The 23742-nt window shown below is 59.3% G+C and carries 18 protein-coding genes and 1 tRNA gene; 5 read left to right on the forward strand and 14 right to left on the reverse strand.

Annotation, left to right across the window (positions count from 1 at the left end; translation table 11 throughout):
- The first annotated feature begins 88 nt into the window (after positions 1–88).
- Both ACEN8Q_RS25705 and ACEN8Q_RS25710 read left to right on the forward strand, forming a co-directional pair.
- The gene (locus ACEN8Q_RS25705) at positions 89–2443 is read left to right on the forward strand and encodes a glucose/quinate/shikimate family membrane-bound PQQ-dependent dehydrogenase (RefSeq protein WP_413424142.1); all 2355 of its coding nucleotides are present in this window, start codon (positions 89–91) and stop codon (positions 2441–2443) included.
- Between the two features lie 210 nt (positions 2444–2653).
- Complete coding sequence (locus ACEN8Q_RS25710) at positions 2654–3271, forward strand: peptidase M41 (RefSeq protein ID WP_413424144.1); 618 nt, start codon at positions 2654–2656, stop codon at positions 3269–3271.
- A 164-nt stretch (positions 3272–3435) separates the two neighbouring features.
- On the opposite strand, the gene ACEN8Q_RS25715 is transcribed toward ACEN8Q_RS25710, so the two are convergent.
- The 6 genes from ACEN8Q_RS25715 to rpsU form a co-directional block, all read right to left on the reverse strand.
- Positions 3436–3741: a DUF3077 domain-containing protein gene (locus tag ACEN8Q_RS25715; RefSeq protein WP_413703924.1), complete on the reverse strand. Its 306-nt coding sequence runs from the start codon at positions 3739–3741 to the stop codon at positions 3436–3438.
- Between the two features lie 405 nt (positions 3742–4146).
- Positions 4147–4223, reverse strand: a tRNA-Ile gene (locus ACEN8Q_RS25720).
- A 15-nt stretch (positions 4224–4238) separates the two neighbouring features.
- Positions 4239–7985: a bifunctional diguanylate cyclase/phosphodiesterase gene (locus ACEN8Q_RS25725; protein WP_413424148.1), complete on the reverse strand. Its 3747-nt coding sequence runs from the start codon at positions 7983–7985 to the stop codon at positions 4239–4241.
- Positions 7986–8109: 124 nt separating this feature from the next.
- Complete coding sequence (gene rpoD / locus ACEN8Q_RS25730; protein ID WP_413424149.1) at positions 8110–9957, reverse strand: RNA polymerase sigma factor RpoD; 1848 nt, start codon at positions 9955–9957, stop codon at positions 8110–8112.
- Positions 9958–10024: 67 nt separating this feature from the next.
- Complete coding sequence (dnaG, locus tag ACEN8Q_RS25735) at positions 10025–11992, reverse strand: DNA primase (RefSeq protein ID WP_413424151.1); 1968 nt, start codon at positions 11990–11992, stop codon at positions 10025–10027.
- A gap of 480 nt (positions 11993–12472) precedes the next feature.
- Positions 12473–12688, reverse strand: coding sequence for a 30S ribosomal protein S21 (rpsU, locus tag ACEN8Q_RS25740; RefSeq protein WP_002551877.1), 216 nt, complete (start codon positions 12686–12688; stop codon positions 12473–12475).
- A 199-nt stretch (positions 12689–12887) separates the two neighbouring features.
- Here rpsU and tsaD point away from each other — a divergent pair, with 199 nt between their 5' ends.
- Positions 12888–13913, forward strand: a complete 1026-nt coding sequence (gene tsaD, locus ACEN8Q_RS25745) for a tRNA (adenosine(37)-N6)-threonylcarbamoyltransferase complex transferase subunit TsaD (RefSeq protein WP_008017404.1) — start codon at positions 12888–12890, stop codon at positions 13911–13913.
- A gap of 23 nt (positions 13914–13936) precedes the next feature.
- Here the strand turns inward: tsaD and plsY are convergent, their stop codons facing one another.
- A complete protein-coding gene (plsY, locus tag ACEN8Q_RS25750; protein ID WP_007993197.1) occupies positions 13937–14506 on the reverse strand; it encodes a glycerol-3-phosphate 1-O-acyltransferase PlsY in 570 nt (189 codons plus the stop codon).
- A 74-nt stretch (positions 14507–14580) separates the two neighbouring features.
- On the opposite strand from plsY, the gene folB reads away from it, so the two are divergent.
- Both folB and folK read left to right on the forward strand, forming a co-directional pair.
- Positions 14581–14937: a dihydroneopterin aldolase gene (gene folB / locus ACEN8Q_RS25755; protein WP_008017405.1), complete on the forward strand. Its 357-nt coding sequence runs from the start codon at positions 14581–14583 to the stop codon at positions 14935–14937.
- A complete protein-coding gene (gene folK, locus ACEN8Q_RS25760; protein WP_413424154.1) occupies positions 14928–15446 on the forward strand; it encodes a 2-amino-4-hydroxy-6-hydroxymethyldihydropteridine diphosphokinase in 519 nt (172 codons plus the stop codon). The genes folB and folK overlap by 10 nt, the downstream gene beginning before the upstream one ends.
- 80 nt (positions 15447–15526) lie before the next feature.
- Here the strand turns inward: folK and ACEN8Q_RS25765 are convergent, their stop codons facing one another.
- The 7 genes from ACEN8Q_RS25765 to apaG form a co-directional block, all read right to left on the reverse strand.
- The gene (locus ACEN8Q_RS25765; RefSeq protein ID WP_413424156.1) at positions 15527–16756 is read right to left on the reverse strand and encodes a multifunctional CCA addition/repair protein; all 1230 of its coding nucleotides are present in this window, start codon (positions 16754–16756) and stop codon (positions 15527–15529) included.
- A 63-nt stretch (positions 16757–16819) separates the two neighbouring features.
- Positions 16820–18382: a SpoVR family protein gene (locus ACEN8Q_RS25770; RefSeq protein WP_413424158.1), complete on the reverse strand. Its 1563-nt coding sequence runs from the start codon at positions 18380–18382 to the stop codon at positions 16820–16822.
- Positions 18379–19650: a YeaH/YhbH family protein gene (locus ACEN8Q_RS25775; RefSeq protein WP_413424160.1), complete on the reverse strand. Its 1272-nt coding sequence runs from the start codon at positions 19648–19650 to the stop codon at positions 18379–18381. The genes ACEN8Q_RS25770 and ACEN8Q_RS25775 overlap by 4 nt, the downstream gene beginning before the upstream one ends.
- 206 nt (positions 19651–19856) lie before the next feature.
- Positions 19857–21779 (reverse strand): PrkA family serine protein kinase, encoded by a 1923-nt coding sequence (locus ACEN8Q_RS25780; RefSeq protein ID WP_008051612.1) that lies wholly within the window; start codon positions 21777–21779, stop codon positions 19857–19859.
- A gap of 297 nt (positions 21780–22076) precedes the next feature.
- The gene (glpE, locus tag ACEN8Q_RS25785; RefSeq protein WP_413424162.1) at positions 22077–22406 is read right to left on the reverse strand and encodes a thiosulfate sulfurtransferase GlpE; all 330 of its coding nucleotides are present in this window, start codon (positions 22404–22406) and stop codon (positions 22077–22079) included.
- Between the two features lie 33 nt (positions 22407–22439).
- Positions 22440–23321 carry a symmetrical bis(5'-nucleosyl)-tetraphosphatase gene (locus tag ACEN8Q_RS25790; RefSeq protein ID WP_413424164.1) on the reverse strand — a complete coding sequence of 294 codons (882 nt, stop codon included), beginning with the start codon at positions 23319–23321 and terminating at the stop codon, positions 22440–22442.
- On the reverse strand, positions 23321–23701 hold the full coding sequence (gene apaG, locus ACEN8Q_RS25795) for a Co2+/Mg2+ efflux protein ApaG (RefSeq protein WP_413703925.1): 381 nt from the start codon (positions 23699–23701) through the stop codon (positions 23321–23323). Before apaG ends, ACEN8Q_RS25790 begins: the two co-directional genes overlap by 1 nt.
- Positions 23702–23742 lie beyond the last annotated feature (41 nt).

Genomic DNA, 23742 nt, shown 5'->3' on the forward strand with positions numbered 1-23742 from the left:
TCATGCCATTTCTGCCTGCGACAAATTGCCATAAGTAACTGGTTAGTACATTATTCGCGCCTTGTCACAAATGGGGAAAATTTCCGACATGAACAATTCTGGGGCTGCCGCCGGCAGCAAATGGTTGCTGGCGGGGCTGGGTGTGCTGATTGCACTGATCGGGCTCGGCCTGGCCGGTGGCGGTGGCTATCTGATCGCGCTCGGCGGCAGCTGGTATTTCCTGCTGATGGGCCTGGCGATGCTGGTGTCCGGGTTGATGATCGCCCGGCGCAAACCGCTCGGTGCATGGCTGTATGGTGTGGCGCTGATCCTCACGGCGATCTGGGCGGTATGGGATGCTGGTCTCGAATACTGGCCGCTGGTCTCGCGGGTACTGACATTCGCCGTGATCGGTCTGGTTGTGGCGCTGATCTATCCGACCCTGGTCCGCGCCTCGGGTGCGACCGGCGGGCGTGGTGCTTACGGTCTGGCCGGCATTCTGGGTGTGGGAGTCGTTGCGACGATGGCCTATATGTTCGTCCCGACCCACGTGGTCAAGGCTGTCGTTGAGCCTGCGGTAACGCCGGTCGCGCCGGGCACCGAGCAGAAAGACTGGGCTCACTGGGGCAACACCACCGCCGGTAATCGCTTTGCCGCGCTGGACCAGATCAACAAAGGCAACATCGACAAGTTGCATGTCGCCTGGACCTTCCGCACCGGCGACATTCCGCAAAGCACCGGCGCCGGTGCCGAAGACCAGAACACCCCGCTGCAAATCGGCGACACGGTCTACACCTGCACCGCCTACGGCAAAGTCTTCGCCCTGGATGCCGACACCGGCGCCCAGCGCTGGAAGTTCGACCCGCAAGGCACCGCGCCCAACTGGCAGCGTTGCCGTGGCCTGGGCTACTCCGAAACCCCGGCTTCTTCGGACAATCAGCCAACTGCCTGTACGAAGCGTCTGTTTCTGCCGACCGGCGATGCGCGCCTGATCGCCATCAATGCCGACACCGGCAAACCCTGCGAAGAGTTCGGCAACAAAGGCACCGTCGACCTGACCACCGATATGGGCGAAGTGAAGCCCGGTTACTACCAGCAGACCTCGACCCCGTTGGTCGCAGGGGATGTGGTGATCGTCGGTGGCCGCGTGGCCGACAACTACTCCACTGGCGAGCCGCCGGGCGTAGTTCGTGCCTACGACGTGCGCAGCGGTGAGCTGGTATGGGCATGGGATCCGGGCAATCCGAACACCACCAAACGTCCGCCGGAGGGTGAGACCTACACCCGTGGTACGCCGAACGTCTGGTCGGCCATGTCCTACGACGCCAGACTCGGTCTGGTGTACCTGCCGACCGGCAACGCGACGCCAGACTTCTTCGGCGGCCAACGTACCGGGTTCGACGACAAGTGGAACTCGTCCATCGTCGCCATCGACGTAAAAACCGGCCAGGTACGCTGGCACTTCCAGACCACCCACCACGACCTGTGGGACTTTGACCTGCCGGCGCAACCGCTGCTGTACGACGTGCCGGACGACAAGGGCGGCACCCAGCCAGCCTTGGCACAAGTCACCAAGCAGGGTGAGATCTTCCTGCTCAACCGCGAGACCGGCGTGCCGATTGCCCGCGTCGAGGAACGCCCGGTGCCGCAAGGCAAGGTCCCCGGCGAGCGCTATTCGCCCACCCAGCCGTTCTCGGTCGACATGCCGTCAATCGGCAACAAGACCCTGACCGAATCCGACATGTGGGGCGCCACACCGTTCGACCAGTTGATGTGCCGCATCCAGTTCAAGGGCATGCGCCACGAGGGTGTCTATACCCCGCCGGGCATGGACCGCGCCCTGCAATTCCCGGGTTCGCTGGGCGGCATGAACTGGGGCAGCGTCTCGGTCGATCCGAACACCAACTACATGTTCGTCAACGACATGCGCCTGGGGCTGGCCAACTACATGATCCCGCGCGACAAGATCGGCGCCGGGGCCAGCGGCATCGAAATGGGCGTGGTACCGCAGGAAGGCACGCCATTCGGCGCCATGCGCGAGCGTTTCCTCTCGGCGGTCGGCATTCCGTGCCAGAAACCACCGTTCGGCACCATGTCGGCCATCGACCTCAAGACCCACAAGCTGATGTGGCAGGTGCCAGTCGGCACCGTGCAGGACACCGGCCCGCTGGGCATCCGCATGCACTTGCAGATCCCGATCGGCATGCCGACCCTCGGCGCGTCACTCGCCACCCAGTCGGGCCTGCTGTTCTTCGCCGGCACCCAGGACTTCTACCTGCGCGCCTTCGATACCGGCAACGGCAACGAAATCTGGAAGTCGCGCCTGCCGGTGGGCAGCCAGTCCGGGCCGATGACATACGTTTCGCCGAAAACCGGCAAGCAGTACATCCTGCTGACGGTAGGCGGTGCGCGTCAGTCGACTGATCGTGGGGATTATGTGATTGCCTATGCTTTGCCTGATTAAGACTCTGCGACTGCTGTAGGAGCGAGCTTGCTCGCGATGGACGTTAACGATAATGCGTACTTGCTGAATAAACGCGTCGTACTTGAGTTCATCGCGAGCTCGCTCCTACAGAGGCTGCCTGATGCCTTGACTGATCAGCCTTACGCCGTAGCGCGGCTTTTTGTAAGGCATCGACTAGGATTGAGGCAGTCGAGGTGCGAGGTGAAAGACATGGCCACAAAGCTACCTGCCGCTGTACGGGACCGCGCCCTGCAGATCGCCCATCACGAAATGGGCCACTACGTCGTGGCCCGCGCCCTGGGCTTTGCCACGGGCGGGGTGACCCTGACGGTGACCATGGATTTGCGGCACCAGGGTGGAGCCTGCATTACGCTGGTGCGCCCGATTTCGTCGATAGAAGCCATGAAAGAGCATCTGGAAGCCCGGATGATGGTGCTCCTGGCTGGTGCAATGGCGCAGACACTGCCTTCGCAGCCCTCAGCCGGAAAACGCGTCGACAAGCCGAGAGCCACAGCCATCCTCAAAGGCGAGCAGGGGGCGGAACAGGACTACGCAAAAATCAGGGAGCTTCAGTATCTGTTGCGCAACATCGCCTACCCGGATACGGATCCCGTGTCGTCGGGCAGCATCACGACCGAGATGAAAGCGATCAATGATCGCCTGTGGATGCGGACGCAGGAAATCGTCGAGGCGCTCTCCGAGACCATTACTGAACTGGGAGAGACGCTGGTAGACCGCATGGTCCTCGTGGAGCAATGGGGCAGACCGGCGGACACCTATGAGGTCGTATTGACGCGTGAAATGCTTGAACGGTTGAATCCCCTGTAGGAGCGAGCTCGCTCGCGAAGGTCGTGAACGATCACGCGTAAAGCCAGATTCCCAGCGGTGTCCTTGGGTTTTTCGCGAGCAAGCTCGCTCCTACAGGTTCCTTCGCTGACTGGCAGAACTCTTTTTCGGCGTTTTCAATGCTGCTGCAATTACACGTTGCTCAGTCAGGTGGCTTCTTGTTGCGTTCCAACTGAACGTCGCGTCAGCACCTTCACGACATCATCAATCACCGCTTTGCTCATCGTCGTCAGGTAATGCGCGGCCCAGGCGTGGCGGTCGGAGTTTTGAGCGTAGGCGGCGTCCACGGTGAGGGACTTGGCGAGGAATAGCAGGTCGGAGGCTTGGGACAGGGCGTCGGCGATAGGGTCGTCGCGGCAAACGTGGAACAGCGGTTGATTCGAGAGATACAGGAAGGGGGTGAAACCGATGGTTTTGAGTTCTGACGGTGAGGGCGAGTCTGTTTTACTCATGGGATTACTCCTGGTTATTCAAGGAGCCGCCACTTTCGTTTCCAAGCGAATGGGTGGCAGCTGTGCGCAGGTTGGAAAACCGGGAACCAGAGAAACCGGCACGCCCAAAGGCGTCCCACGCACAGCTGCCATGACACAGGATTGCAGTCGTAAAAATGTCTGCAGTCTGATTGGGCGTTATTGCGTTACGGTTCGACGGGTTTCCAAGCCCGATCGCTGAATGGTCAGCGACGTCCGGAGACTATCCCGTCGAAGAAAAGCACAACAAGGCATCAAAGTGCCCAAACAGAAGATTCGGAGTTTGCCTACAAGGTCCTAAGGCGTCATCCGTTAATGCGCAACCTTAAGTAAACAAAACTAAACGTCAGACACGAAAAAGCCGCGTAAAAACGCGGCTTTCCTGTTTGGTGGGCCCACACGGACTTGAACCGTGGACCAAAGGATTATGAGTCCTCTGCTCTAACCAACTGAGCTATAGGCCCTCAGTAGGCCGCGGATTATAGCGACGGTTTCGCGACTGTGCCATCCGAAAAAGCCATTACGGTTGTACGAAGAAACGTCGCGGCATATTCGTCCGGGGGGAGTGGCGGGCTGACGATGTAGCCCTGGATTTGCTCGCAACCCGCGGCGGCGAGGAATTGCTGTTGCGCCTGGGTCTCGACGCCTTCGGCAATCACGGTGAATTGCATGCTGCGCCCGAGCGCGATGATGGCGCGTACGATAGCCGCATCGTGGGGATCGTCCGGCAGGCCGCGGACGAAGGATTGGTCGATCTTGAGGATGTCCAGTGGCAGTCGCTTGAGGTAACTCAGGGATGAGTAACCGGTGCCGAAGTCATCGATGGCCAGTTGCACCCCCAGATGTTTGAGTTGATGCAGTACTGCCAGCGCTTCTTCGGCCTGGCTCATGATGAAGTTTTCGGTGATTTCCAGTTGCAGGAAACCCGGGTTGAGGCGGTTGTCCTTGAGCAACTGTTCGATACGGCCCAGCAGGTTGGGTTGGCGCAATTGGGCGCCGGCAAGGTTGACTGAGAGCGGGCCGGGATTTTCGTACAGCCGGTGCCATTCGGCCATCTGCCGGCAGGCGGTTTCCAGGACCCAGTCGCCGATTTGCAGGATCATGCCGTTCTCTTCGGCCAGCGGGATGAAGTGTTCCGGTGGCACGTCGCCAAAGGTCGGATGGCGCCAGCGGATCAGGGCTTCGGCACCGACCAGGCTGTAGTCTTCGAGGCTGATTTTAGGTTGGTAGCACAGGTGCAACTCGTTGCGTTCGATGGCGCGGCGCAGTTCGTGTTCCAGTGCCACGCGTTCGCTGGCCTGGGCAGTGAGGTCTCGGGTGTAGCTTTCAACACGGTTGCGGCCCTTGGCCTTGGAGCTGTACATCGCGGCGTCGGCGTTCTTGATCAGTGTGGCAACGTCGCAGCCATCCTTCGGATAGAGGCTGGTGCCGATGCTGGCGCTGATGAAAAACTCGTGTTCACCGGCCTGGAACGGCGCGGCGAAACAATTGAGCAGCTTGGTGGCAATGTGGTCGGCATCGCTGGGTTGTTGCAGGCCCGGCAGCAGGATAATGAACTCGTCACCGCCCAGGCGCGCCACGGTATCGATGTCACGCAACTGCTCTTTGAGACGCACGGCAATGCCCTTGAGCAACAGGTCGCCGACCGGGTGGCCCAGGCTGTCATTGATGTGCTTGAAGCGGTCGAGGTCAAGGAACAGCACGGCACCCTGGCCACCATTTTCCTTTTGGCTATTGAGCGCGGTGAGCAAGCGGCTTTCAAACAAAGTGCGGTTGGGCAGGCCGGTCAGCGGATCGTGATGCGCTTGATAGTCGAGTTTGGCCTGGGCGTGTTTTAGGCTGGAAATATCGGCGAACACCGCAACAAAGTGGGTGATGAAATTTTCGCGGTTGCGTACGGCGCTGATGGTCAGCCAACTCGGGTAGAGCTCGCCGTTCTTGCGTCGGTTGGATATCTCGCCTTGCCAGTGACCCTCGGCAGTCAATTGATGCCACATGGCCGCGTAAAACGCACTGTCGTGCAGGCCCGAGGCGAGCAGGCGCGGCGTATGGCCCAGGGCTTCGCTCTCGCTGTAGCCGGTGATTTCAGTGAACGCACGATTGACCGCGCTGATGTGTTGCTGGGTATCGGTGATCAATACGCCTTCGGCGGTGCTCTCGAACACGGTGGCAGCCTGTTGCAGTTTTTCCTGCATCAGGTGTCGCTCGGTGATGTCCCGGGCGATGGTCAGCATGCAGTCGTCATCGCCAATCGGCAGTGGGCGACTGGACACTTCGCAGAGGCGGATCTGCCCGTCACTGCGGCGGATATGGCAGCTGAAGTCGCGGACGAAACCGTCCCGGTGCAACAGATCAAGCATCTGTTTGCGTTCGTTAAGGTTGACCCAGATGCCGAGCTCCAGCGCTGAACGATCCACCGACATCGCGCTGTTGAACCCGGTAATGCGGCTGAAGCCGTCGTTGACCTCCAGCAGCAAGCCATCGCTTTGTCGCGACAGCAGCAAGCCGTCGGGGGAGGCGTGGAAGGCTTTGGCGAATTTTTCTTCGGAGGTTTGCAGTTGTTGCTGGGTTTCCTTGAGCTGGGTGATGTCCCGCACCACGACCACCAGCGCCGATGTCATGTCGAGATTGAACGGTTCAGCTGAGATCAGGCCGGTAAACACGTGGCCATTGCTGCGACGAAAGGGCATTTCCAGGTTGCGGATGCTGCCGGCCTGCAAGCGTTGCAACAGGCCTGGCCCAACGCCGGGTATTCCCCAGATGTTCAGGTCGGTGGCGGTGTGGCCAATGACGTCCTCGGCCTTGAGGCCGATCTGTTCTTCGAACGCTTCGTTGACTTCCAGCAGGCAACCGTCGCTCAGGCGCGCGATCACCAGAATGTCCGGGCATTGCTGGAACACCGAAGCGAACTTCTGTTCTGACAGGCGCAGCGCTTCTTCGGTGCGCTTGGCGTCGGTGATGTCGATCATCAGCCCGCGCAACACCGGCTCATGTCCGTGTTCGATCAGGCTGACGATATCGCGCACCCAAAGACAGCGGCCGTCGGCGGTGATCACCCGGTAATCGAGGCGGTGATCGCGCCCGGCCAGTATTTCGTGGTCGCAGAAGTTCTGGGCGCGGGTCAGGTCGGCGGGGTGAATGATGTTGCGCCAGAAGCCCGGAATCAGCCAATGGGACAGGGGATAGCCGAGAAGGTCTTCGGCGTGGGGCGATACATAGCTGTAGGTGTAGTCGGTGACCTTTGCTTCCCAGGCGATGGCCGACAGGCTCTCCACCAGGCCTCGGTAGTGGTATTCGCTGCTGCGCAGTTCCTGTTCAAGATCGACCCGGCGGGCGATTTCCGAACTCAGGCGGCGGTTGATGCGGATAACCGACGCCAGCACGATGGTCAGCAGCAGCAATCCGGGCAGGCCATACATCAACAGGTCACTCCAGAACGTCCGATGATCGAGGACGTTGCCGACCCAATGCTCCTGAATGGCGCTGATTTCGGCGGGGCTCATGTCCGCCAGGACTTTGTCGAGAATACCGACGAGCATTGTATTGTTGCGAGGCACCGCCATGGCCAGTTGATAGCGATAGGGGGTTTCACCGCTGACATACAACCCATCGAGCTTGAGCTGGCGCAAGCTCCAGACGCTGGACGCCAGATCGCCCACCACGGCGTCCACTGCGTCGGTGGCCAGTGCCTGCAACGCTGAGCTGACGTTGGGCATCGCCACCAGGTTCAGGTCGGGGTGGTGGGTGCGCAGCAGTTCGTGGGGGGCGTAGTTTTCCACCACAGCGATTTTCAGGCCGTAAAGTTCTTTCAGGTCATGTGGCTGGGGGCCCCCCACATGGGCCAGGATGACAATCGGAAAGTCCAGATAGGGACGGGTGAACGACAGGTATTTCTGGCGTTCCGGGGTCGACATGATGCCCGGCAGCAGGTCCAGCTTGCCCTTTTTGGCTTGTTCCAGGACGGCGGTCCAGCTCACCGGCTCGATGGGCGTGAGCCGGGTTGCCAGCCTTTTGCGGATGACCTCGATGTAATCCGCGGCAAGGCCCTGGTAGCGGCCTTCATCGTCGCGAAACTCGAAGGGCGGCCACGACGCATCGACACCCAGGCGCAAGTCCGGGTGAGCCGCCAGCCAGCTACGTTCATCGTCGGTTAGAGTCAGCGCGCCAGCCGTTGCGGTCCAGGTCATCAGCGACAGCAAAAAAAGCACGGTCGGCAGTCTGGGCATAACGGTCTCGTTATGGCTCTGGGGAATGTTTCGAGTGTAGACGGGCTACGGAGTGGAGGGGGAGGTGCTGAGATATTAATCTGCCATAAAACAAAACCCCCGGCCTGGGCCGGGGGGTCTGGTATCACTCGTCGAGGAAGGAGCGCAGATGCTCGCTTCTCGTCGGGTGGCGCAGCTTGCGCAACGCCTTGGCTTCAATCTGACGAATCCGCTCACGGGTCACGTCGAACTGTTTACCAACCTCTTCGAGAGTGTGGTCGGTATTCATGTCGATACCGAAACGCATGCGCAGTACCTTGGCTTCACGGGCAGTGAGGCCGGACAGCACTTCGCGAGTCGCTTCCTTGAGGCTCTCAACGGTTGCAACATCGATTGGCGACTGCATGGTCGAGTCTTCGATGAAGTCACCCAGATGGGAGTCTTCGTCATCACCGATCGGGGTTTCCATGGAGATCGGCTCTTTTGCGATCTTCAATACCTTGCGGATCTTGTCCTCAGGCATTTCCATGCGTTCGCCCAGCTCTTCCGGGGTCGGTTCGCGACCCATTTCCTGCAGCATCTGGCGGGAAATGCGGTTGAGCTTGTTGATCGTCTCGATCATGTGCACCGGAATACGGATGGTGCGGGCCTGGTCGGCGATCGAGCGAGTGATCGCCTGACGGATCCACCAGGTGGCATAAGTCGAGAATTTGTAGCCGCGACGGTATTCGAACTTGTCTACCGCTTTCATCAAGCCAATGTTGCCTTCCTGGATCAGATCGAGGAACTGCAGGCCACGGTTGGTGTACTTCTTGGCGATCGAGATCACCAGACGCAAGTTGGCTTCAACCATCTCTTTCTTCGCGCGGCGGGCCTTGGCCTCACCGATCGACATGCGACGGTTGATGTCCTTGATTTCGGCGATGGTCAAACCGGTTTCGGTTTCCAGCGCGGTCAGCTTCTGCTGGCAACGGATGATGTCCGGCTGCAGGCGGCCAATGGCTTCAGCGTATTTGCCTTTGCCTTTGGCCAGAGCATCACTCCAGCTTTCGTCGACTTCGTTGCCCGGGAACTGGCGCAGGAAGTCCGCACGCGGCATGCGCGCATCACGAACGCAGAGCTGCATGATTGCGCGCTCTTGCTGACGCAGGCGATCCAGGGCACTGCGAACACGCTCGACCAGGGCTTCGAATTGCTTCGGCACCAGTTTGATCGGCATGAACAGATCGGCCAGGGCCAGCAACTCGGCAATCGCTGCCTTGTTGTGACGACCGTGCTTTTTCAGTGCCTTGCGGGTGATTTCCATCTGATCGGCCACGGCGCCAAAACGCTGGGCGGCGATGATCGGATCCGGACCGCTTTCGGCTTCTTCCTCGTCATCCGAGGCTTCACCGTCTTCGTCGTCGGAATCGTCATCCGCCTTGACGGCTTTCGCGTCAATCGGCGGCGGCACTTCTGCCGCAGGCGGCGCAATGCCGTCGTCCGGGTCGATATAACCGCTCAGGACGTCGGACAGGCGACCACCTTCGGTGGTGACGCGGGTGTACTCGGAGAGAATATGATCAACCGTGCCAGGGAAGTGCGCGATTGCGCTCATCACTTCACGGATGCCCTCTTCAATACGCTTGGCGATTTCGATTTCGCCTTCACGTGTGAGGAGCTCCACCGTACCCATTTCGCGCATGTACATGCGCACCGGGTCGGTAGTGCGACCAATGTCGGTCTCGACCGCAGCCAACGCTGCAGCGGCCTCTTCGGCTGCGGCTTCGTCGGTATCGGCGTCGGCCAGCATAAGGGAATCCTTATCTGGCGCAACCTCGAATACGTTGATCCCCATGTCATTGATCATGCGGATGATGTCTTCCACCTGTTCCGGATCTGAAATATCCTCCGGCAGGTGGTCGTTGACCTCCGCGTAAGTCAGGTAGCCCTGCTCACGACCAAGTGTGATCAACTCTTTGATACGAGACTGCTGTTGCGCTTTTCCGGACATAACACCCTATCCACTGAAGGTCTTGGCGGGCAAAAAACAAGCCGAGGATTATACCTGAGCTATGACCTCACGCGCCAGTTGAGGTCGGGTTTGATGCGGAAACATTGCGACTCAAGAGGTCGCGCAGTTGATTTTTCTCTTCGCTGGTCAATTCGCTTTGACGCGCTTTTCTAAGAAGTTGTTCCAGGTTTCGCTCGCGTTGGCGGGCTGACAAGCTAGTAATGGTGTCGAAAAACTGTTGTTCAAGGTTGTCTCCATCAATCAGCCACTCCTTTTCCGCCAGGGCTTTGAGCAGACGGCCTTGTTCTGTGCCGTGCCAGCGCGCAATCAGCTGAATTGAGTTTAGCTTGGGATTCTTCTGCACGGCTTCGAGTAGCGCCACCAGCAATTGTGTGTTGGTGTGGTCCTCGGCGGCGAAGTGCCCGGCATCCTCGACTTTTTCGGCCAGTTGCGGGTGGTGCAGTAGCGTGCGCAAGGCGGCGAGGGTCGGCGGTTCTACGGCGGCGGGCACTCGTGGCGCGCGGGGTTGGTCGCGATCACCGCCCCGTTTGCCATTCTTGTCCCACGGTTTCTTGTCCCATTTCTTGCCTCCTGCACCGGGTTTCTTCGGCGTCCATTCCTGCTGCGGCACATACATTTCCTGTGCCTGCGGCTGATGATAGTCGCTGTAATCGGGCATTGCGTCGTAATCGATGCCCGGATCGTAGGCCGGCGGTGCTTCTTGCGGGGCGCTTTGTGCCAGCTGGCTCACCGCTTCGCCGCTCAGGCCGGTGATTTCACTCAAGCGCTGACGCATCAAGGTGCGCAGGTTGGCGCCCGGGACCTTGTCGATCAACGGCGCTGCGAGGGTAGCCATGTGGGCCTTGCCCTCAAGCGAGCGCGGGTCGGCTTCTTCTGTCAGTTGCTGGAAGAAGTAATCGGCCAAAGGCTGCGCGTGCTGGTTGATGCGTGCGCGGAAGGCATCGGTGCCTTCGGAGCGGACCAGGGTGTCCGGGTCTTCGCCCTCGGGCAGGAACAGAAAGCGTGCGCGACGACCGTCCTGCAAGCTCGAAAGTGTCGCCTCCAGCGCCCGCCATGCAGCATTGCGACCGGCCTGGTCGCCATCGAAGCAGAACAGCACGTTGGGTACGACGCGAAACAGCCGCTTGAGGTGTTCCTCGCTGGTGGCGGTGCCCAGGGTCGCGACGGCGTTGCGCAAGCCTTGCTGGGCCAGGGCAATGACGTCCATGTAGCCCTCGACGACGATGATTTCGTCGAGGTTGCGGTTGGTCTTGCGCGCTTCGTACAGGCCGTAGAGTTCCTGGCCTTTATGGAAAACCGTGGTTTCCGGGGAGTTCAGGTATTTCGGCTTGTCGTCGCCCAATACCCTGCCGCCAAAGGCGATGACGCGCCCGCGACTGTCGCGGATCGGGAACATTACGCGGTCACGGAAGCGGTCGTAACGTTTACCGCTTTCGGCGTTTTCGATCAGCAGGCCGGCATCGATCATGGCTTTTTGTTGCAGGGTATCGCTGCTCAAGTGCTTGAACAGGTTATCCCAGCCGGGCGGAGCAAAGCCGAGACCGAAGTCCCGGGCGATTTCGCCGGTCAGCCCGCGACCTTTCAGGTAATCCACGGCGGCCTTGCGCGATGGATGGCTTTTCAGGGCCTGGCGATAAAAGTCGGCAGCGGCGCTGAGTAGCGGATACAGCGGCGAATCGGTCGGCTGTCGCGGTTTGTGCGGCCGGCCGCTTTCTTCGCGGGGGATTTCCATGCCGGCGGCTTTGGCCAGTTCTTCGACGGCCTGGACGAAATCCAGGTTGTCGTGGTCCATGATGAAGCCGAGGGCATTGCCGCCAGCGCCGCAGCCGAAGCAGTAATAGAACTGCTTGTCGGGGCTGACGCTGAACGACGGAGTCTTTTCTTTGTGGAACGGGCAGCAGGCGGTGTGGTTCTTGCCGGCTTTTTTCAGTTGCAGGCGCGAGCTGACCACGTCGACGATGTCGGTGCGGTTCAGAAGGTCGTCAATGAAGCTCTGGGGAATTAGCCCGGCCATGGCGTTCTCGTCATCTGCGCTGAAAGGAACCCGAAACGTACGGCGACCGAACGCGGTCATTGTTTGAGGCGCGCAAAGTGTGCGGCTCGACCAGTGTCGTCTGCGTAATCGCTGTCGGGAAGTGTATCTGCCGAAAATCCACTGACGTTAATGCCAATCAGTATTCGACTGTTTGAATGTGTTGCGCTGAATCCGCTGTGGCCAATCATAGGCCCCGGATAGCTCATCATCTGGCACGCAAGCAGGTGCCTTGGGCTGATCGTCGTAAGAGGAATCAGTGGGTGTGCTCGTCAGTAGCCTTGAAAGGCTCGTCAGAAAAGACGTGCACCGCTGGCAAAAGAGCCAGGTCTGACGCGGTGAAGCAGATTTGTCTCGGTCGCGTCTGCGGCTTTGACAGTGAAGCATCAAGCGTTTTACGCAAATGCCATAAGCCCGGCTGAGGGCCGGGCTTGGCAGAAGCTTGCTACGATCGTCTGTGTATTAGTACAGACGAACGGCGCGGCGCTGTTCGCGCTGAACTTTCTTGGCGTGACGCTTGACAGCGGCTGCTGCTTTGCGCTTACGCTCAGAAGTTGGCTTCTCGTAAAATTCGCGGCTACGAACTTCAGCCAGTACACCGGCTTTTTCGCAGGAGCGCTTGAAACGACGCAGAGCTACGTCGAAGGGTTCGTTCTCTTTTACTTTGACGGCTGGCATCCAGAGCTACCTTCATTCATTACCGGGGTCAACATCCTCGCGGCAAAAGAGCACTTGAAGACGTCGGTTTTTAAGGGTTGCGGATGTTAACCCCTCATCGCTCGGAATGCAAAGCCTCTGATCGAAAACCGCTGGTCGGGGCATCACGCGACGACTATTATGCGCGCCTTCGAATTCAGCCTAAACAAGGCGCAAACCCATGCTAGTACTGGGATTAGAAACCTCCTGCGACGAAACCGGTGTCGCACTTTACGACAGTGAACGCGGCCTGCTGGCCGATGCGCTGTTCAGTCAGATCGACCTGCACCGCGCCTATGGCGGTGTGGTGCCGGAGCTGGCTTCGCGCGATCACGTCAAACGCATGCTGCCCTTGATTCGTCAGGTGTTGGCCGAGGCCGACTGCGTGCCGACCGAGATCGATGCGATCGCCTACACCGCTGGTCCTGGCCTGGTTGGCGCGTTGCTGGTAGGGGCTTCCTGTGCCCAGGCGCTGGCCTTTGCCTGGGGCATTCCGGCCCTTGGCGTGCATCACATGGAAGGCCACTTGCTGGCACCGATGCTGGAGTCGCAACCGCCGGAATTTCCGTTCGTCGCTTTGTTGGTCTCAGGTGGCCATACGCAACTGGTTCAGGTCGACGGAATCGGTCAGTACACACTCTTGGGCGAGACCCTGGATGACGCTGCCGGTGAAGCTTTCGACAAGACGGCCAAGATGATGGGCCTCAATTATCCGGGCGGACCGGAGATCGCTCGCCTTGCGGAGCAGGGCGTTGCAGGACGTTTCGTTTTCCCGCGTCCGATGTGCGACCGCCCGGGCGTTGATTTCAGCTTCAGTGGCCTGAAAACCTTTGCGTTAAATACCTGGCAGCAGTGCGTCAGCGCCGGGGACGACGGCGAACAAGCCCGTTGCGACATCGCGCTGGCGTTCCAGCAGGCCGTGGTGGAGACTTTGACCATCAAGTGCAAGCGTGCCCTGAAGGCCGCCGGCATGAAGCGCCTGGTAATCGCGGGGGGCGTCAGTGCCAACAAGGCGTTGCGCACTTCTCTGGAGAAAATGCTCGGCGACATGAAGGGCGATGTGTTCTATGCCCGTCCGCAGTTCTGCACCGATAATGGCGCAATGATCGCCTTTGCCGGCTGCCAGCGCCTGCAGGCCGGACAGCAGGAGAGCCTGGCGATCAGCGTCCAGGCGCGTTGGCCGATGGAGCAATTGTCGGCGTTGTGATGAGCGGCGCTCATGTCCGGCAGCTAAAAATGCCGTTCGCGCCCGGCAAACAGGTCGCGTAGATTGCCGCGATGACGCCAGACGATCAGCCCGGTGAGCGTGCTCATGGGCAGTAGGGCTGCCGGTTCTTGCCAGGCCAGCAAAGGCAGGGTCAGCGGCGTGGCGATCAGGGCGGCCAGGGAGCTGGTGCGGGTCAGGTAGAACGTCAAGAGCCAGGCGCAGACCGCCAGAAGGGCTGCGGGCGGGTACAGTCCCAGTAACATGCCGGCAGCGGTTGCGACACCCTTGCCGCCGCGAAAGCGGAAGTACAACGGAAACAGATGGCCGATGACGGCATAGACGCCGATCCAGGCTTGCTCCTGCTGCGAAAGGCCCGCAAGACGCGCAATCAGTACCGGCAGCAGGCCTTTGCAAAGGTCGCCGAGCAGGGTCAGGATGGCGAGTTTCTTGCCGGCCAGGCGCAACATGTTGGTCGCGCCGGCATTGCCCGAGCCACTCATTCGCGGATCGGGGTTACCGGTCAGGCGGCTGAGCAAAATGGCGAAGGACAGAGAGCCGAGCAGGTAGGCGAGGATCGCCAATAACCAAAACATGCTAACTATTCCGGGCGAGGAAGCCCTGATTCTAACGGCGCATTGCGCCCTTGTCGTGTAGCGGAGAGAAGTGCTTGGACAGAGTGTTTATCGAGGGCCTGGAAGTCGACACGGTGATCGGTGCCTACGACTGGGAACGAGGCATCCGACAGTGCTTGCGTCTTGATCTGAGCTTCGCCTGGGATAATCGCCCGGCCGCAGCCGGTGATGACCTGACCTTGGCGCTCGACTACGCCAGTGTTTCCTCGCGCATCCAGGCATTTGCCGAGCAGGCGCAGTTCCAGCTGGTCGAGACCTTTGCCGAGCGTCTGGTTGAAGTGCTGATGAGCGAATTCAAGATCACCTGGATGCGCCTGAAGCTGACCAAGCCCGGCGCCATCCCGGCTGCCACTGGCGGTGTGGGCGTGGAGATCGAGCGCGGATGTCGCTGACTCAGGTATACCTCGGGCTCGGTAGCAATATCGAGCGTGAAACCCATTTGCGGGCGGGGCTCGATGCATTGGCGGGCTTTCTTGTCGATATCCGCTGTTCGGCGGTGTTCGAAAGTCAGCCGGTGGGTATCAAGAGCGGGCCGTTCTTCAATTTCGTGGTGTCGGCGTATACCGATCTGCCGCTCATGGAACTGGATCGCCGGTTGAAGTTCATTGAGGCCGATAACGGCCGATATGCACCGGATCGCCGAGGTTTGCCGCTGGATATCGACGTATTGTTGTTCGGTGATCTGGCGGGCAACTTCGATGGCTTGATCTTGCCGCGGGCAGAAATTCTGAAAAATGCTTTTGTTCTGTGGCCGCTGTCATTGATAGCGCCGGATCGTGTGCACCCGGGCGTAGGCAAAAGTTTCGCCACGTTGTGGGCTGAATCGCAGATCGATCAGGTGCTGGCGCCAGTGGCTTTCGAATGGCGCGGTGAGCAACTGACACCTTTGAATTTGTTGTGATTTGACTGACGCCTTCGCGAGCAGGCTCGCTCCTACAGGTGCGATGCAATCCCTGTATGAGCGAGCCTGATCGCGATTTTTCAAGCTGACGCCGCTTCCTTGTAGGCCTTCAGCGCTTTCAGTCGCTCGCGCTTGATCGCCTCCCCCAGTTCCGGTCCCTTGAAGCCTTTCTCCAGCAACGGCTGAACCGCCACGCTGCGGGCAGCGGTTGCCGCGCCGCGCAAATAATCCGCCTGTGGATAACTTCTTTCTTCCAGCCCTTTGCGCCCACGCGCATCCATCTCGCATGCCGCGATGAACTCCTCGAACCGCTGTGGCCGACGGTAAACGTCGAAGCTTTGCAGCAATTCCAGCAATGTCGATGGCTTCAGTTCAAGGGCGCGATGCCCGTGGGTGTGATACTCGCCCACCAGCAGGGCCAGTTCCTGGCAGTCTCTGGGCACCTTGAAACGTTCATTGACCGCTTTGATCAGCTTCAGGCCCTTGAACTCGTGGGCAATGTGTTGCGGCCACTCCTCCTCCAGCGTCAGGCCCTTGCCCAGGTCGTGCAGCAGGCAGGCCCAGCGCACGGTCAGTGGCTGTTTGTGTATTGCGGCCTGCTGCAAAACGCTCAGGGTATGTGCGCCTGTATCGATTTCCGGGTGGTGGGCTGGTGGTTGCGGTACGCCAAACAGCGCGTCGACCTCTGGCATCAGTACCTTGAGGGCGTCGCATGCGCGCAAAACCTCAACAAACACCTGTGGCTGATCTTCCATCAGGGCGCGGGAAATTTCCTTCCAGCTGCGCTCCGGGGTCAGCGCCTCAAGCTCGCCTGACGCGCTGAGTTGGCGCATCAGTTCCAGGGTTTCCGGGGCGACGGTAAAGCCCAGCGCCGCATAGCGCGCCGCAAAGCGGGCAACACGCAGGACCCGGAGCGGATCTTCGGCAAATGCCGGGGAAACATGGCGAAGCAGGCGTGCTTCGAGATCGCGCTGGCCGTGGTAGGGGTCGGTCAGGTTCTGCTGATCGTCTTCGGCCATGGCGTTAATGGTCAGGTCGCGACGGATCAGGTCTTCTTCGAGGGTGACTTCAGGGCTGGCGTGAAAAGTGAACCCGCCGTAGCCTCGTCCGCTTTTGCGCTCGGTGCGGGCGAGGGCGTATTCCTCACCGCTTTTGGGATGAAGAAATACCGGGAAATCCGCACCTACCGGGCGGAAACCCTTGGCGAGCATTTCTTCGGTGGTGGCGCCGACCACGACCCAGTCGATGTCGGTGACCGGTTTGCCCAGCAAGCGATCGCGTACCGCGCCGCCGACTTTATAGATCCGCATAAAAAACCTCCGTTAGCTCGACAGGATAACCGTTGCGTCGGGCTTTCGGAGGCCGGAACAGTATCAAAGATGAATGACAGCCAGGTCCAGGCGGCCGTAATCGCCTTCGCTGTGCTCGCTTCTGGGTGGAACATGATGGGTTTTCATCACCTGGTCTCCTTGCAGGGTCTCCAGGTGAATGTCGAAGCCCCACAGGCGGTGCAGATGCTTGAGCACTTCCTCGGTGGAGTCTCCCAGCGGTTTGCGGTCGTGTTGCTGGTGACGCAGGGTCAGAGAGCGGTCACCGCGCCGGTCAATGCTGTAGATCTGCACGTTGGGTTCTCGATTGCCCAGGTTGTACTGCGCTGCGAGGGTTTCCCGGATGATGCGGTAGCCGCCTTCGTCGTGAATGGCGGGTACCAGCAGGTCGTCCTTCTGGTCGTCATCGAGAATGCTGAACAGCTTCAGGTCACGGATCACCTTGGGTGACAGGTACTGCAGGATGAAGCTCTCATCCTTGAAGCTGCTCATGGCGAACTTGATGGTCGACAGCCAGTCGGAGCCGGCAATTTCCGGGAACCAGCGGCGATCCTCTTCCGTAGGGTGTTCGCACATGCGCCGGATGTCGCGGTACATGGCAAAACCCAGTGCGTACGGATTGATACCACTGTAGTAGGGGCTATCGAAGCCCGGCTGGAACACTACGCTGGTGTGGGACGTCAGGAACTCCATCATGAAACCGTCGGTGACCAGGCCCTCGTCGTACAGGTCGTTCATCAGGGTGTAATGCCAGAACGTGGCCCAGCCCTCGTTCATCACCTGGGTTTGACGCTGTGGATAAAAATACTGGGCGATCTTGCGCACGATGCGCACGATTTCCCGCTGCCATGGCTCCAGCAGCGGCGCATGTTTTTCGATGAAGTACAGGATGTTTTCCTGAGGTTCGGCGGGAAAGCGTGCGCTGTCCTTGTCGCTGAACTTGTCCGCGCCCTTGGGAATGGTTCGCCACAGATCGTTGATCTGTTTCTGCAAATGCTCTTCCCGGTCCTTTTGCCGGCGGCGCTCTTCTTCCGCGGAGATCGGATACGGGCGTTTGTAGCGGTCGACACCATAGTTCATCAGCGCATGGCAGGAGTCGAGCAAGTCCTCGACTGCGTCGATACCGTGGCGTTCTTCGCATTGCATGATGTACTGCTTGGCAAACACCAGGTAGTCGATAATCGAGCTGGCGTCGGTCCAGGTGCGGAACAGGTAATTGCCTTTGAAAAAGCTGTTGTGGCCGTAGCAGGCATGGGCCACCACCAGCGCCTGCATGCAGATGGTGTTTTCCTCCATCAGGTAGGCGATGCACGGGTCGGAGTTGATCACGATCTCGTACGCCAGACCCATCTGGCCGCGAGTGTAGGATTTTTCAGTACTGAGGAAATGTTTGCCGTAGGACCAGTGGTGATAACCCAGCGGCATACCGACGGAGGCATAGGCGTCCATCATCTGCTCGGCGGTGATTACTTCGATCTGGTTAGGGTACGTATCGAGGGCGTAGCCGGCCGCAATACGACTGATTTCGCGGTCATACGCCTGAATCAGCTCGAACGTCCATTCGGAGCCGGTGGAAATGGGTTGGCGCTTCTGCTCTTTGGCGGTCATGTCACTAACCTGCGCTGGAAGAGTTCACGGAAGACCGGATAGATATCGCCGGCCGAGACCAGTTGTTGCTGGGCAAACGTGTCGGAAAAGGCTTCGGCTATGCGCTCGTATTCGAACCACAGGGCCTGGTGTTCGCGAGGGGTGATCTCAACGTAAGTGTAGTACTGCACGAATGGCATGATCTGGTTGATCAGAATGTCGCGGCAGATCGGAGAGTCGTCGTTCCAGTTGTCGCCGTCGGAGGCCTGGGCGGCGTAGATGTTCCACTCGTTGCTCGGATAACGCTCGGCCATGATCTCCTGCATCAGTTTCAAGGCGCTGGAGACGATGGTGCCACCGGTTTCCCGGGAGTAGAAAAACTCCTCTTCATCCACTTCGCGGGCGCTGGTGTGATGGCGGATGAACACGACGTCGATCTTTTCGTAGTTACGCTTGAGGAACAGGTACAGCAGGATAAAGAAGCGTTTGGCGATGTCCTTGGTCGCCTGGGTCATCGAGCCGGACACGTCCATCAGGCAGAACATCACGGCCTTGGAGCTGGGGTTCGGTTGCTTGATGAGCAAGTTGTACTTGAGGTCGAATGTGTCGAGAAACGGTACGCGGTGAATGCGTGCGCTGAGTTTTTCGATTTCGGCTTCTATTTCCTGAATATCGCCGAAGTTGTCCGGTTCTTCCTGCTTGAGTCGCAGGAGTTCTTCCTTGGCTTCGCGCAGTTTTGCCCGGCTGCTGCCGGACAGGGCGATACGCCGGGCGTGGGCTGAACGCAGGGTGCGGATGATGTTGATCCGCGACGGGTTGCCCTCGTTACTGATCCCGGCACGTACGGTCTTGAAGGTATCGGTGCCGGTCAGGTTGCGCTTGACCAGGTTTGGCAGTTCGAGATCCTCGAACATGAACTCGAGGAACTCTTCCTGGGTGATCTGGAAGACGAACTCGTCCATCCCTTCACCGGAATTGCCCGCCTTGCCAGGGCCTCGACCACCACCGCCTCCCGGTGGACGGGCGATATGCTCGCCGCTGGTGAACTCCTTGTTGCCCGGGTGCACGATCGTCTGCTTGCCGCCGCGACCGTGGTGAAGCACCGGTTCGTCGATGTCGCGGCCGGGAATGCTGATTTGTTCGCCGTGTTCCATATCGGTAATGGAGCGCCGGCTGACCGCCTCTTCGACAGCCTTTTTAATGTGATCACGGTAGCGCCGCAGAAACCGCTGGCGGTTCACCGTGCTCTTGTTCTTGCCATTGAGACGTCGGTCGATCACATAGCTCATGACTGCTCCTTAGAAGCTGTCCTGAAAGGGGCGAGCGGTGATACAGCATCGAACCGAGAAGCCGAGGGATATTTGAACGCTCCCCCAAGCGCCTTGGATGCTGCCTGAACTCGCTACCGACTTTCGAACACCTTCCAGAGGCCTGTGTATCAGAAAAAGCGCACACAGGTCTCTGGCTGACGACAACCGGTCTGACCGGCAGCGGGTTATTGTGATTTTCTGACCCGCAGGTACCACTCGGACAGCAGTCGTACCTGTTTGTCGGTGTAGCCCCGCTCGACCATCCGTGTGACGAAGTCGTTGTGTTTTTGCTGGTCCTCCTTGCTGGCCTTGGCGTTGAAACTGATGACCGGTAGCAGGTCTTCGGTGTTGGAGAACATTTTCTTCTCGATGACCACCCGCAGTTTTTCGTAGCTGAGCCAGGTCGGATTCTTGCCATTGTTGTTGGCCCGGGCACGCAGGACGAAGTTGACGATTTCGTTGCGGAAGTCCTTCGGATTGCTGATGCCAGCCGGTTTTTCGATTTTCTCCAGTTCTTCGTTCAAGGCTACGCGGTTGAGGATTTCTCCGGTTTCCGGGTCGCGGTATTCCTGGTCCTGGATCCAGAAGTCGGCGTACAGCACATAACGATCGAAGATATTCTGGCCGTACTCGCTGTAGGACTCGAGGTAGGCAGTCTGGATCTCCTTGCCGATGAATTCGATATAGCGCGGTGCCAGGTACTCCTTGAGGAAGCGCAGGTAGCGTTCGCGGGTTTCCGCCTGGAACTGTTCCTGTTCGATCTGTTGTTCCAGTACGTAGAGCAGATGCACCGGGTTGGCGGCGATTTCGTGTGGATCGAAGTTGAACACCTTCGACAGGATCTTGAACGCGAAACGGGTCGATAGGCCGTTCATGCCTTCGTCGACACCCGCATTGTCGCGGTATTCCTGGATCGACTTGGCCTTCGGATCGGTGTCCTTGAGGTTCTCGCCGTCGTACACGCGCATCTTCGAGTAGATGTTGGAGTTTTCCGGCTCCTTGAGGCGCGAGAGCACGGTGAACTGGGCCAGCATCTTCAGGGTGTCGGGCGCGCAATGGGCCTTGGCCAGCGAGCTGTTGAACAAGAGCTTGTCGTAGATCTTCACTTCGTCGCTGACCCGCAGGCAGTACGGCACTTTGACGATGTAGATCCGGTCGATGAAGGCTTCGTTGTTCTTGTTGTTACGGAAGGTGTGCCATTCCGATTCGTTCGAGTGGGCCAGCAGGATCCCGGTAAACGGAATCGCTCCCAGACCTTCGGTACTGTTGTAGTTGCCTTCCTGAGTGGCGGTCAGCAATGGGTGCAGCACCTTGATCGGCGCCTTGAACATTTCGACGAATTCCATCAGGCCCTGGTTGGACCGGCACAGTGCGCCCGAATAGCTGTAGGCGTCGGCGTCGTTTTGCGGGAATTCTTCCAGTTTGCGGATATCGACCTTGCCCACCAGTGCCGAGATGTCCTGGTTGTTTTCATCGCCAGGTTCGGTCTTGGCCACGGCGATCTGGTTGAGGATCGACGGGTAGAGTTTCACCACGCGGAACTGACTGATGTCGCCACCGAACTCGGCCAGGCGCTTGGTCGCCCATGGCGACATGATGGTGTTGAGGTAGCGCCGTGGAATGCCAAAGTCTTCCTCGAGGATCGCTCCATCTTCAGTGGAGTTGAACAGACCCAGGGGGGACTCGAAAACCGGCGAGCCCTTGATCGCATAAAAGGGCACTTTTTCCATCAGTTGCTTGAGCTTTTCGGCCAGGGAGGATTTACCGCCACCGACAGGGCCGAGCAGGTACAGGATCTGTTTCTTCTCTTCCAGGCCCTGAGCGGCATGGCGGAAATACGACACGATCTGGTCGATGCATTCTTCCATCCCGTGGAAGTCTTCAAAGGCCGGATAACGGCGTATCACCTTGTTGGAGAAGATGCGTGACAGTCTCGAGTTGGTCGAGGTGTCGAGCAGTTCCGGTTCACCGATGGCCAGCAGTAGACGCTCGGCGGCGGAAACGTAGGCGCTGCGGTCCTTTTTGCACAGCTCAAGATACTCTTGCAGAGAGAGTTCTTCCTGGCGTGTGGACTCGAAGCGTTGTTGGAAGTGGCTAAAGATACTCATGACGTCACCTCGCTCGATACGTGGAGCCGACGCCGGATCACTCAGTCGATGCTGGCAGCAACCGAACAGGCGATTGCTGTTTACCCCCCAGAACTCTCCCGGAGCTGACTACTCCGAAAGCTACTCCCGATGACCCGTGCGCCGGTGTACCGGCTCTCCCCTGTTTTGGATGGCCTGGGCTTAAGGATAGTTGGGAATTCGGGAGGTAAAGGCAAGATACGTAATTAGTTGTGGCAGACCGTTCGTCTGCCACCGCGCTAGCCCGCGGGAGCCGGGGCCTGCAACGTTACAAAAAAATTATTCGGAGGTGCCTTGCGCCGTTTCCGCAGGAAAGGTCGTACGCCACAACTCGAATCCGCCGTCCATGCTGTAGACGTCGGAGAAGCCTTGGCTGATCAGGTAGGCGGCCGCGCCCTGGCTGGAATTGCCGTGGTAGCAGACCACTACGGTCGGTGCATCGAGGTCGGCGCCCTGGATGAAAGCGTGCAGGGAATGATTGTCCAGATGCTTCGAGCCTGCGATGTGCAGGGCGGCAAAAGTGGCCGGGTCGCGGACGTCGACCACTACTGCGCCTTGTTCGCGCAGGGCCTGAGCCTGTTCGGGGGGGATACGTTTGAATTCGCTCATGGCGGGCTCCTGTGGCTCGGCAGAATGGGCAGTCTAGCGCGGGGCGCTGGCTGGCGATGATTGTGGAATGGATGAGGCGACTGGCGGCACGGCATGACCGTGTTCGTCGCATTTGCAGGACAGGCGCTCAAAGTTGTCGACGTTCATCAGGGTCAGGGCGCCGCCCCAGACGCAACCGGTGTCGAGGGCCGAGATACCCGGCTCGTCGCACTTGCCTTCCAGTGCCGCCCAGTGACCAAAGAGGATTTTCACATCCCTGGTCTTGCGTTCCTTGTGCTGGAACCAGGGCTTGTAGCCAGGTGGTGCAGTACCGAGGCCTTCCTTGCTCTTGAGGTCGAGTTTGCCTTCGGCAGTGCAAAAACGCATGCGGGTGAAATAGTTGGTGATCACCCGCAGGCGCGTGACGCCTTTGAGGTCGTTGTCCCATTTCGCCGGATCGTTGCCATACATGCCATCGAGGTAGGGCGGCAACAGGTTGTCGTCGCGCAAGGCAGTCTCGACTTCGGCAGCACATTTCAAGGCTTTGCGCAGCGACCACTGGGGTGGAATGCCGGCATGGACCAGTGCGACGTTGCGCTGTTCGTCGTAGTGCATGAGCTTTTGCTGGCGCAGCCATTCGAGCAGCTCGGCACTATCTGGCGCTTCGATGATCTCGCGCAGGGTATCGGCCTTCTTCAGGCGTTCGATGTTGCGTCCGGCCGCCAGCAGGTGCAGGTCGTGGTTGCCGAGCACGCACACCAGCGATTCGCGGATGCTAAAGAGGAAGCGCAGGGTTTCCAGAGATTGCGGGCCGCGGTTGACCAGGTCGCCCACCAGCCACAGGCGATCCCGTTGTGGGTCGAACGCAACTTGTTTGAGCAGGCATTGCAGGGCTTGAAGGCAGCCTTGCAAGTCACCGACCGCGTACGTTGCCATCAGTGCAGGGCTCCGGGCACCGCCAGGCGGAAGGGCGCGATGATGGCATCGAAATGTTTGCCGTCGTCGGAAAGCATCTGATAGGTGCCTTGCATGGTGCCGACCTTGGTGGTCATGATCGTGCCGCTGCTGTAGGTGTGGCTCTTGCCGGGGTCGATCAACGGCTGCTGGCCTACCACGCCTGCGCCGCGCACTTCTTCGACATGCCCGTCACCATCGGTGATGACCCAGTGCCGTGAAAGCAGTTTGACGGGTTTTTCGCCATTGTTTTGCACGGTGATGGTGTAGGCAAAGGCAAAGCGGTCGTGCTCGGGTTGCGATTGGTCTGCCAGATAGCGGGTGACGACGCTGACGTCGACCTGATAACGAGGATCGGACATGCAAGGGGCCTTAAAAACGAAGCGGGACGCGGGGCGTAGCT

The organism is Pseudomonas sp. Pseusp16 (assembly GCF_047324915.1).
GTDB lineage: Bacteria > Pseudomonadota > Gammaproteobacteria > Pseudomonadales > Pseudomonadaceae > Aquipseudomonas > Aquipseudomonas fluorescens_CD.